The following is a 10,002-nucleotide window of genomic DNA, read 5'->3' as shown; positions in this document are numbered from 1 at the left end:
AGCCAGGCCGGACCTCCCCCGCATCTCCCCTGCCTCCCCTGCCCGCTGTCCCCCTCGGGCCGCCGCCTTCCCCTCAGGGACCTGCCGCCGATGCCGCAGGGCCGCGTATGCCGCCGTAGGGGCCGTCGCGCTCCCTCTCCCGCTCCGCAAGCCGCCTCAGCATCCCGTGCACGCGTTCCAGTGATTCGTCGGCGGCGTCCATGGCCTCGATGCACTGCCAGTACAGACCGTCCTCCCCCGTGTCGCAGGCCACCCCGACCAAGGCGATCCCGGCCTCACTGAGCAACAGTGCGAGCCCGGCCAGGCAACGCCGCACATCGGCGATCCCGGACAACTGGGCCGCCCTGGCTCCGCCCGAGAGCACCGTCGGGTGATCCAGCGCCGAGCCTCCGGCGCCGATCTCCCCCAGCGCCCGCGCCTCGCTCCGTAACTCCATCGGGCCGTACAGCGCCAGCCGACTGCCGACCGCCCGGGCGAGCGCCTGTGCCTGCCAGGCCTCCGCCATGACATCCAGCGCGCCCCGGCTGCCCGCCAGAGCCCGTCGCCCCGCCTCGATGAGTCGCTCCGCTTCCATGTCTCTCCCCCGTCCGTACGAAAACCCGCTCACCTCATTCATTACCCACAGTGAGGTAGACAGCACCGTAAGGCCAGAGGAAATCGGAAATCTGTGGACAGGAAGTCGACTGTGGATATCTCGCTCACTCCGAAGAGTGACGATCGAGGGGTTCCGGAGCGCTCGGCAGGGGGAAGCGCTTCTCGTTCCGCTCCAACTTGGCGGCCAGCGCCGCCGCCGGGTCGATGCCCAACACCGTGCAGAACTGCAGGAGATAGGCGAGCACGTCCGCCACCTCGTCGGCGACCCGGTGGGCCGATTCGGGGTTCTCCATGATCCCCGCCGACTGTTCGGGCGTCAGCCACTGGAAGATCTCCAGCAGTTCGGAGGCCTCGACGCTGAGCGCGGCCGCCAGGTTCTTCGGGGTGTGGTACTGCTCCCAGTCGCGCGCCGCAGCGAACGCGACCAGCCGTCGCTGGAGTTCTGCCACATCGATGTCTGTCACGGTCCCAGGTCTATCACCGGCCACCGACAGTGCCTCCCAGCACGGAACCTGGCAGGCACGGGGGGGGGACGGACCGGCGCGAAGACGGGGACGCCGCGGAGCAGGGGACGCCGCGGAGCAGGGGACGGCGCGGCCGGGGGCGGCGGTCCGGTCCGGCTGCCGCCCCGACTGCCGCTTCCTACGACTGGGCGAGGCCCGCGGGCGTGACCCCCTCGACCTCCATGCCGACCGGCGCGAGCAGGAAGACATTGCGGTCGACGCGGTGCATGCCGCTGCCGAGACCGAAGACCACACCGCTGCTGAAGTCGAGAATCCGCTTCGCCACGTCCGTTTCCGCCGCCGTCAGGTCGAGCAGCACCGGGACCTGGGCGACCAGGTACTCGGCGACCTCGCGGGCGTCCGCGAAGACCTGCACCCGCAGCACCACGAGGCGCCGCTGTTCGGCCGCCCGCTCGTCCGGGACGGTGCGGTGGTCGATGCGGGACGGCCACTCGTCGCGGCCGCGCAGCGGTACGACCTGCGCGAGCCCTTCCCACTGTTCGTCGGTGGCGTCATATCTGTCATACCTGTCGTACCTGCTCACAGGGCCACCCCGTCGTCGAGCCGGTCGGGTTCCCGCCGGCTGCACTCACTGTTCATCGGGCAATCCTCTCGCCCCTCACCCGTTCGGCGTACCAGCGACACGGCGAAGTCGCCGTCCGTGTCGCTTCCGGTACCCGACGGGCACCGGTTCATGACGCCCCGCACCTTTCATGACGCCCGCACCCTCGGACGCGATGAGCCGCACCGCGTCGAGCCGGACCGCGCCGATCAGACCGTGACGACCTGGACCCCCGCCTCGCCGAAACGGTCCTTCGCCTCCGCGCCGATATGGGAGTCGGTGACCAGGACGTCGACCAGTCCGAGGTCGCAGACCCGGGCGAACGCCCGCTTGCCGATCTTCGACGAGTCGGCCGCCACCACCACCCGCTGGGCCCGCTCCGCGAGCAGCCGGTTGACGCTGGCCTCGCCCTCGTGATGGACGTACGCACCGCGTTCGATGTCGATGGCGTTGACCCCGAGGACGGCGACGTCCAGGGTGATCTCGTTCATCACGCCGACGGCGAGCGGGCCCGTCAGCTCGTACGACTGGGGCCTCGCGACCCCGCCCGTCACGACCATCTTGATCTGTGGCCGGATCGCCAGCTCGCTCGCGATGTTGAGGGCGTTGGTCACCACGGTCAGCGTCGGCTGCCCGCCCGCCACCGCCGTCTCGCCCACGATGTCCGGACGCACCGCCAGCGCCCTGGCCACTTCGGTCACGGTCGTTCCTCCGGTCAGGCCGACGACCTCGCCGACGGCGACCAGGCCGGACACGGCGCGGCCGATGGCCTGCTTCTCCGGCGCGTGACGGCCCGTCTTGTAGCGGAGCGCCAGTTCGTAGGAGACACCGTGCGCGACCGCGCCGCCCCTGGTGCGGGTGAGCAGGTGCTGTTCGGCCAGCTGGTCCAGGTCGCGGCGGATGGTGGCGGCCGAGACGTCGAGCACCGTCGCCGCCTCCTCGACGTCCACCCTGCCGTGCTTGCCGACCAGTTCCAGCAGCGCGTCCCACCGGGCGTCCCTGGACAAGAGCGTCTCCTCACCGTCCGGCGCGGGCACCGCGTTTCGCGGGAACGCGGTCGCCGGGGGCCGGACCGCCGCAAGCGTCGCACAGGGCCTCCCGGGAGCCCTTCACCCACCTGCGGCTTGCTTGTTTTTGCTCGATAACTGCATGTAACGTGCAGAATTCTACATCCGGGCTGATCGGCCCCGCTCAGCCCCGTTCCCGTGGTCCACCTCGTTCCCGTGGAGTGCAGACGTGTCGTATGCCGAGACCGAGACAGCCAGTCAGCCCGCCTGCTGGCGGCGCGCCGCCGCCTTGGCGGGCGGCCCCGAGACCGCCGCCCTGCCCGTCGCGGGCGAGCGGATCGCGGTCGTCGGCTGCGGTACCTCCTTCTACATGGCGCAGGCCTACGCCGGGCTCCGCGAGGGCTCCGGCCAGGGCGAGTCGGACGCCTTCGCCGCCTCCGAATTCCCCTTCGGCCGCCGCTACGACCGCGTCGTCGCGCTGACCCGCTCGGGGACCACGACCGAGGTGCTGGAGCTGCTGACCCGGCTGCGCGGGACCACCCGTACGGTGGCCGTCACGGCGGATCCGGAGACCCCGGTCAGGGCGGCGGCCGACGATCTCGTCGTCCTGGACTTCGCCGACGAACGGTCCGTCGTCCAGACGCGCTTCGCCACGACCGCCCTCACCCTGCTGCGGGCGCACCTCGGCCTGCACTCCGAGGCCGTGGTCGCGGACGCGGAGACCGCGCTCGCCGAGCCGCTGCCCGAGGGGCTGCTGCAAAGCACCCAGTTCTCCTTCCTGGGCCGGGGGTGGACGGTCGGGCTGGCCCACGAGGCGGCGCTGAAGATGAAGGAGGCCTCGCTGTCCTGGACGGAGTCCTACCCCGCGATGGAGTACCGCCACGGCCCCATCAGCATCTCCACCGCGTCCACCGCGACCTGGATGTTCGGCGAGGCCCCCGAGGGCCTGCCCGAGCAGGTGCGCGCGACGGGCGCCCAGTGGGTGGACGGCGCGCTCGACCCGCTGGCCGATCTCGTACGCGTACAGCGTCTCGCACTCGCCCGTGCGGCCGCGCGGGGGCTCGACCCGGACCTGCCGCGCCATCTGAGCCGCTCTGTGGTGCTCGACGGGGCCTGAGAGACCATGGACCCATGCACCTGACCCTGTCAGCCGCCCGGGAACTGCTCGCCGCCCCGGAACCGCAGGGGGGCATCGTCGGCTGGGCCACCGGGCTGGTCGAGACGTTCGGTGGTCCCGGCGCGGGTGCGGCCATCGCGCTGGAGAACCTGTTCCCGCCGCTGCCCAGCGAGGTCATCCTGCCGCTGACCGGGTTCGCCGCGTCGCAGGGGGTGCTCAGCATCGCCTCGGCCCTGTTCTGGACGACGCTCGGCTCGGTCGTCGGCGCGGTGGTCCTGTACGGGATCGGAGCCGTGTTCGGCCGGGAGCGGATGCACGCCTGGTGGGCGAAGCTCCCCCTGGTCAAGGCCTCCGACCTGGTGCGGACGGAGGAGTGGTTCGCCCGGCACGGCACGAAGGCGGTGCTGCTGGGCCGCATGGTGCCGGTGTTCCGGAGTCTGATCTCGGTGCCCGCGGGCGTGGAGCGCATGCCGCTGCCGGTGTTCGTCGGGCTGACGACGGCGGGCAGCCTGGTGTGGAACACCGTGCTCGTGATGGCCGGATACTGGCTGGGCGACCAGTGGGACGTGGTCGGGGCGTACGTCGGCGTCGTGACCAAGGTCGTGCTGGGGCTGGCCGCGGTCGCGCTGGTGGGTTACATCGTGATGCGCGTCCGGGGCCAGGGCCGCGAACGGCCCTGATGCCGGGCAGGGCCTGGCGCGACGCGTCACGAAGCGCCAGGGCGCGGGAGAGCACGGCACGACGCTCCGCGCACGGCAGGGCTCGGCGCCGCACGGTCCGGCGCCGCACGGCAGGACTCGGCACCGCGCGGCGTGGCCGGAACCGCCGTCCGGCCCCGCCCCATCGGCGGGACACCCGTGCGACACCCCGGCGGGGTGTCTCACGGCAGACGGCTCAGGACTCCTCGAAGTAGGCGTCCAGGACGGTGTCCAGCTCGGCCGGCCAGCCCTTGAGCTCGGCGCGGCTCGCCGCCTCGACCTCGGCGTTGAACCAACGGCGGCTCGACAGGTGGACGGTCACCGTGAACCGGCGGCCGAAGCGCGCCGGGGTGGTCTCCACCGCGCCGATCTCGTCCCAGTGGAAGTCGGCCTCCTGGTCGTCGAGCGTGAAGCGGACACCTTCACGGGCCACCCGGATCGAACCGCGTCGGTCGCTGACCTCGAAGACGGGGCCCTCCTCGACGGTGTCGCCCCCGGCCTCGTTCCGGGCCTCACTCTCCGGGCCGGCGTCGCCCGCCGCCGATTCCGGTTCCTGGTCGGCGTCGGCCTCCACAGCCTCGTCGTCGCGTTCCGACGCCGACTCCGTCTCCGACGCCGCCTCCGGAGCAGCGTCCTCCGGACCGGCCTCCGATTCCGGTTCGGGCTTCCGGGTGGCGACGGGCGCCGCCAGTCCGGGCAGGGGGATGAACGCCGGGTCGGTGCCTGCGGCGAACTCGGGCTTCTTGTTCGAATCTATGCTCTGCTCCACGGCGGGCAGTATGGTCGACGAACCTGTACGTGACCAGTCGTCACCGCCCCCGCGCCGCCCCCGGGCCCCGTTCAGCAGGTGAACCGCCCTCCATGGAACGGCCCGAAGGCCTTTGCGGCGGCACGGTACCTCCGGCCGCTCAGAGCACGCCCTTGCGCCATTCCCGTACCAGCAGACAGCCGAGGTACGCGCCGCCGATCGCCATCGTGTAGATCCCGACCGGCAGGTCGTCGAAGAGTGCCAGCTGCTGGGAGCAGAGGTCCGCGAGCACCAGCAGCAGGCCGCCGGTGAGGGCGGAGAGCAGCAGGTGCGGCCCGGAGCCGCGGGTGAGGCGCTTGGCGATCTGGGGCGCGGTCAGGGCGATGAAGGCGATGGGACCCGAGACGCTGACCGCGGCGGCCGAGAGGGCGATGGCCAGGACCACGGCGAGGGTCTTGGCCTTCTTCGGCTCGGAGCCCAGTCCCTCGGCGATGTCGTCGCCCATCTCGCCGATGTCGAGCCGCCGGGAGATCAGCGCGGTCAGCGGGGCCGCGGCGAGCAGGACCAGCCAGATGGTGGTGGCGTCGGTCCAGGAGCGGGCCGTCAGGCTGCCGTTGACATAGGCGGTGAGGACGGAGGCCTTGTCGCGTTCCAGGGCGTAGACGACGTACTGGGTGACGGCCGCGCCCATCGCGGCGACGCCGATCCCGGCGATGACGAGCCGGGCGGGGTTACGGAAGCCGGTGCCGGTGGAGACGTACACGAGGGCCATCGCGAGGACCGCGCCGAGGAGCGCCCCGATGGCGACCGGGACCGTGTCGGGGAACATCAGGGCGCAGATCGCGGCGCCCGCGCCGGCCCCGGCGGAGAGTCCGATGACGTCCGGGCTGCCGAGCGGGTTGCGGGTGACGGACTGGAAGAGGGCGCCGGAGAGGCCGAGTGCCGCGCCGACCCCGATGGCGACGGTGACGCGGGGGCCGCGCAGCCGGTTGAAGACGAACCGGTCCTTGCCCTCGGCGTCGCCGACGAGCGCGGCGGGCAGGTCCGCGAGGTCGATGCCGAGGCGTCCCCAGGCCAGCGTCGTGACGGCGGCCGCGAGGAGGAGGACGAAGAGCCCGGCGCCCGCGAACACGGAGGCCCGGCGCATGGGTATCGCCACGGTGCGGCCGACGACCAGATAGCCGCGGGGGGCCTTGTGTGCGGGGGCGGTCTGTTCGGTGACGGTCATGAGGTGCCCCGCATCCTGCGTACGGCGATGAGCAGCGCGGGTGCGCCGATGAAGGCGGTGACGACGCCGACCATGAGTTCGGTGGGGCGCATGACGACCCGGCCCACCACGTCCGCGAGGAGCAGGAGGGTGGGGCCGAGCAGGGCGGAGAAGAGGATCTGGGCGCGGAAGTCGACGCCGACCAGGGCCCGTACGACGTGCGGGACGGCGAGGCCGACGAAGGCGATCGGGCCGACGGCGGCGGTCGCGGCGGCGCTGAGCAGCGTGGCAGCGAGCAGTCCGCCGCCCCGGGTGCGCCCGGGGTGCGAGCCGAGCGCGACGGCGGTGGCGTCGCCGAGGGCCAGCGCGTTGAGGCCGGGGCCGAGCGCGAGGGCGAGCAGGAAACCGACGGCGGCGAAGGGCAGGACGGACCAGAAGACATCGAAGTCCCGGCCGCCGAGCGCTCCCACGACCCAGTAGCGGTAGCTGTCGAAGACCTGCGGTTTGCTGAGGGTCACCGCCTGGATGAACGCCATGAGCACGGCCGTGAGCACCGCTCCGGCGAGCACCAGGCGCACCACGCTCGTCCCCGTACCGGCGGAGCCGATCACATGGACCAGGACGCCGGCGACCAGGGCTCCGGGCAGCGCCCACCACATGGTGTCGGTGGCGCCGGAGGCCCCGAGCCAGGCGGTCGCGGCGACGATGCTCGCGGAGGCGCCGGCGTTGATGCCGAGGAGGCCCGGTTCGGCCAGCGGGTTGCGCGAGACGCCCTGCATGAGGGTGCCCGCGACCGCGAGGCAGAGTCCGGCGAGGACGCCGAGGACGGTGCGCGGGTAGCGGCTCTCGATGATGACGGTGATGTTGGGGTCGGCGGTGCCTCCGAGGACGTCGACGACATCACCGAGCGAGGTGCTGCGACTGCCGAACATGACGCTCGCGCAGAGCGCGAGGGCCAGCGCGGCCAGGCCGAGGAGCAGGAGGAACGCCAGCCGAGCGGCGCCGGTACGGGAGGTACCGGCACCGCTCGGCGGTGCGACCGTGGTGGTTGCCATGGGAGTGGAGTGTGCCTTGTGGGCTCGGCGGTTCGGATACCGGTCCGGAATTACTTGCCGGCGGTCTTGACGGCCTTGTCGATGATCGGCAGGTAGCGCTCGATCGTCCAGGGCACGGTCAGCGGGTTGATGATCGAGGAGGCGGTGACGAAGGAGTTGTCGTTGCTCGCGACGACGGCGCCCTTCTTGATCGCGGGGATCGCGCCGTACAGCTTCTGGCCCTCGATCTCCTTGCGGTTCTTCTCGTCCGTGTAGAACGTGAAGACGAGGTCGCTGTCCTTGAGCTTCTCGGCGTTCTCCAGGCCGATGAGGGCCGAGTCGGTGCCGGGGGTCTCCTTGAAGCCGTCGACGACCGGGTCGACCTTCAGGCCGAGCGAGGAGACCATCTTGACGCGCTGCTCCTCGGGCTTGAAGACGCCGAGGGTGCCGGGGCCGGAGTTGTAGATGTAGGAGAAGGTGACGTCCTTGTAGTTCGGCCGGGTGGCCGCGGCGTCGGCGAGCTGCTTCTCGATCTTCGTCTTGAGACCGTTCGTGTCCTCGGTCCGGCCGAGCGCCTTGCCGATGATGTCGATCTGCTGGTCCCAGTCGGTGCTCCACGCCTGGTCGGGGTAGGCGACCGTGGGGGCGATGTCCTTGAGGACGTCGTACTGCTTCTGCGTGATGCCCGACCAGGGTGCGAGGATGACGTCCGGCTCCAGCTCGGTGATCGCCTCGAAGTCGATCTCCTCGCCGCCCGTGAACTGCTTGGGCAGCTTGTCGCCGGACTTCTTGACGGCCTCGTTGATCCACGGCAGGTAGCCGGACTTGTCGCTGCCCCAGGGGTAGCTCTCGATGCCGACCGGGGTCTGGCCGAGGGCTATCGCGGTCTCGGCGGAGCCCTGGCCGAGGGTGACGACGCGCTCGGGCTTCTCCTCGATCTTCGCGGTGCCGAGCGAGCTCTTGATCGAGACGGGGAAGGCACCGCCGCCGCTCTTCGCCGAGTCCTTCGCCCCGTCCTTGTCGCCGTCGCCGTCCGAGGAGCAGCCGACGAGGGCGACGGCGAGGGCGACGGTGGTGGCCGTCGCGGCGAGGGTGTGGCGGCGCACGCGGGTGAAGCCGAGCATGGAGGGTCCTCAGGTTGGCCGGGCAAGTTAAGGTTAGGCAAGCCTAAGCCAGAGAGGTCCACGCCTCAACAAGCCCCCTCCCGCACCGCCGGACACCAGGGCCCCACAGCGGGTCCGCCGGTCCTCGCGCCCCTCCTCGGCGCGTCGCACCGAGGCAGAGCGGATCCGTGGACTGGCCCCGGGGGAAGGGCCGTTGCTCACCGGGATCGTCGGCGGCCCTCCTCCACCCGTACGGCGGGGCGCGCTCCACCCGTGTGCTGATCGTTATGGAGCCCGCCCGGGACGGACAGGCCACGCTCAGTGTCCGTGCTCGGCGGATTCCTCGTTCTCCGGCACGGGTTCCCCGGCCGCGGCTCCCCCGGCGTGCACGGTGAAGGCGGCCGTACGGACCTTCCCCTCGTGCCGGAAGTCGAGGAAGAGGCGGTAGGCACCCTTGCTCGGGGCGGTCGCGGTGAAGGAGACCTCCGGCCCCGGCTTCGTCCGCCCGTCGCCCGGTTCGCCGTTCGGGTGCACGTGGAGGTAGGCCAGGTCTCCGGCGCGCAGCGCGACGAGGTGGCCGTACGCGCCGAGGTAGGGCTGGAGGTCGGTGACCGGCTCGCCGTCCTTCTCGACCTCCAGCTTCAGCTCGCTGCCCGCACCGGGGCGCAGCGCTCCGTCGAGCGTCACCTCGTACCCGTCGACGGCCACCGTCCGCGCGGCCTCCGGCAGCGCCTCGGGGCGCGCGTCGCCCGATACGGCGAGGTCCGCGCCCAGAGTGACGCCCTCGGCGTTCTTCACGTCCGGGGTGAAGTCGGCGAAGACCCGGTAGCCGCCGGCCTCGGGGAGCTCGACGGGGGTGGACCAGGTGCCGTCGGCGGCCCGCTCGGGGTGCAGGTGCCGATAGGTGGTGAGGTCGCTCGACGCCACGATCAGGTGCAGCTCTTTGCCGTACTCACGGCGGAACGCCGTGACCTTGCGGGAGGAGTCCTCGTCCACGACGGCGAAGCGCAGCTCGGCGGGCTCGCCCGCCTCCACGCGCGGGGTGCCGAGGTCGAGGGCGTAACCCCCCTGGGAGATCTGCAGGCCGCCGGGAAGCTCCGGGGCCTCCCCCGCGCTCTTCTCGGCCGCCCCCTTCTCCGCGGCCGGGCGATCCTTCGCGCCGTGACCGTCCTGGTGGGACGGCTGCTTCTCGGCGACGGCGGGATCCATGGCCCCGCCCACCGCGTACGCCGACCCGAAGGTCGCCGCGAGCGCTGCGGCGAAGGCCGTGATCTTGAGACCGGTATGCATGGCCCACTCCCTCGTCAAGGTCGCCGGGTCGCGACCACTCACCATCCAAGATACCCCCCAGGGGTATGAAGTCAACCGGAGGGCGATCTTGTGGGGCGGAAACGGGGCAGGGAGAATCGCGCTCACCGGCTCGGCCGAA

11 protein-coding genes are annotated in these 10,002 nt (G+C 71.7%); 2 read left to right on the top strand and 9 right to left on the bottom strand.

Annotated features, from left to right (window positions below; genetic code table 11):
• Positions 1-73: 73 nt before the first annotated feature.
• The 4 genes from HET64_RS12090 to HET64_RS12075 form a co-directional block, all read right to left on the bottom strand.
• Positions 74-574 carry a DUF6099 family protein gene (locus HET64_RS12090; RefSeq protein WP_215104708.1) on the bottom strand — a complete coding sequence of 167 codons (501 nt, stop codon included), beginning with the start codon at positions 572-574 and terminating at the stop codon, positions 74-76.
• 124 nt (positions 575-698) lie between these two features.
• Entirely contained in the window at positions 699-1,058 is a 360-nt protein-coding gene (locus tag HET64_RS12085) for a nucleotide pyrophosphohydrolase (RefSeq protein WP_215104706.1), read from the bottom strand.
• Between the two features lie 178 nt (positions 1,059-1,236).
• On the bottom strand, positions 1,237-1,641 hold the full coding sequence (locus HET64_RS12080; RefSeq protein ID WP_006128240.1) for a cell division protein SepF: 405 nt from the start codon (positions 1,639-1,641) through the stop codon (positions 1,237-1,239).
• A gap of 227 nt (positions 1,642-1,868) precedes the next feature.
• Complete coding sequence (locus HET64_RS12075) at positions 1,869-2,666, bottom strand: DeoR/GlpR family DNA-binding transcription regulator (RefSeq protein ID WP_215104704.1); 798 nt, start codon at positions 2,664-2,666, stop codon at positions 1,869-1,871.
• Between the two features lie 229 nt (positions 2,667-2,895).
• Between HET64_RS12075 and HET64_RS12070 the strand changes: the two genes are divergently transcribed.
• Together HET64_RS12070 and HET64_RS12065 are read left to right on the top strand one after the other, a co-directional pair.
• Positions 2,896-3,783 (top strand): SIS domain-containing protein, encoded by an 888-nt coding sequence (locus HET64_RS12070; RefSeq protein WP_215104702.1) that lies wholly within the window; start codon positions 2,896-2,898, stop codon positions 3,781-3,783.
• Between the two features lie 14 nt (positions 3,784-3,797).
• Positions 3,798-4,463 (top strand): DedA family protein, encoded by a 666-nt coding sequence (locus HET64_RS12065; RefSeq protein WP_215104700.1) that lies wholly within the window; start codon positions 3,798-3,800, stop codon positions 4,461-4,463.
• Between the two features lie 214 nt (positions 4,464-4,677).
• On the opposite strand, the gene HET64_RS12060 is transcribed toward HET64_RS12065, so the two are convergent.
• From HET64_RS12060 to HET64_RS12040, 5 genes are all read right to left on the bottom strand, one after another.
• Positions 4,678-5,250 (bottom strand): hypothetical protein, encoded by a 573-nt coding sequence (locus HET64_RS12060; protein ID WP_215104698.1) that lies wholly within the window; start codon positions 5,248-5,250, stop codon positions 4,678-4,680.
• A 139-nt stretch (positions 5,251-5,389) separates the two neighbouring features.
• Positions 5,390-6,457 (bottom strand): iron chelate uptake ABC transporter family permease subunit, encoded by a 1,068-nt coding sequence (locus HET64_RS12055; RefSeq protein WP_215104696.1) that lies wholly within the window; start codon positions 6,455-6,457, stop codon positions 5,390-5,392.
• A complete protein-coding gene (locus HET64_RS12050) occupies positions 6,454-7,491 on the bottom strand; it encodes an iron ABC transporter permease (protein ID WP_215104695.1) in 1,038 nt (345 codons plus the stop codon). The genes HET64_RS12055 and HET64_RS12050 overlap by 4 nt, the downstream gene beginning before the upstream one ends.
• Positions 7,492-7,541: 50 nt before the next feature.
• A complete protein-coding gene (locus HET64_RS12045; protein ID WP_215104693.1) occupies positions 7,542-8,594 on the bottom strand; it encodes an iron-siderophore ABC transporter substrate-binding protein in 1,053 nt (350 codons plus the stop codon).
• Between the two features lie 297 nt (positions 8,595-8,891).
• Entirely contained in the window at positions 8,892-9,863 is a 972-nt protein-coding gene (locus tag HET64_RS12040; RefSeq protein ID WP_215104691.1) for a hypothetical protein, read from the bottom strand.
• Positions 9,864-10,002: the final 139 nt, after the last annotated feature.

Origin of the sequence: Streptomyces sp. McG3 (genome assembly GCF_018619185.1) — a bacterium.
Taxonomy (GTDB): Bacteria; Actinomycetota; Actinomycetes; order Streptomycetales; family Streptomycetaceae; genus Streptomyces.
This window is presented reverse-complemented; position numbering and strand designations above follow the sequence as displayed.

Excerpts from the sequence above, each read along its gene's own strand:
- HET64_RS12090 (WP_215104708.1), bottom strand. The coding sequence starts at position 574 with ATGGAAGCGGAGCGACTCATCGAGGCGGGGCGACGGGCTCTGGCGGGC.
- HET64_RS12065 (WP_215104700.1), top strand. The coding sequence starts at position 3,798 with ATGCACCTGACCCTGTCAGCCGCCCGGGAACTGCTCGCCGCCCCGGAA.
- HET64_RS12055 (WP_215104696.1), bottom strand. The coding sequence starts at position 6,457 with ATGACCGTCACCGAACAGACCGCCCCCGCACACAAGGCCCCCCGCGGC.
- HET64_RS12050 (WP_215104695.1), bottom strand. The coding sequence starts at position 7,491 with ATGGCAACCACCACGGTCGCACCGCCGAGCGGTGCCGGTACCTCCCGT.
- HET64_RS12045 (WP_215104693.1), bottom strand. The coding sequence starts at position 8,594 with ATGCTCGGCTTCACCCGCGTGCGCCGCCACACCCTCGCCGCGACGGCC.
- HET64_RS12040 (WP_215104691.1), bottom strand. The coding sequence starts at position 9,863 with ATGCATACCGGTCTCAAGATCACGGCCTTCGCCGCAGCGCTCGCGGCG.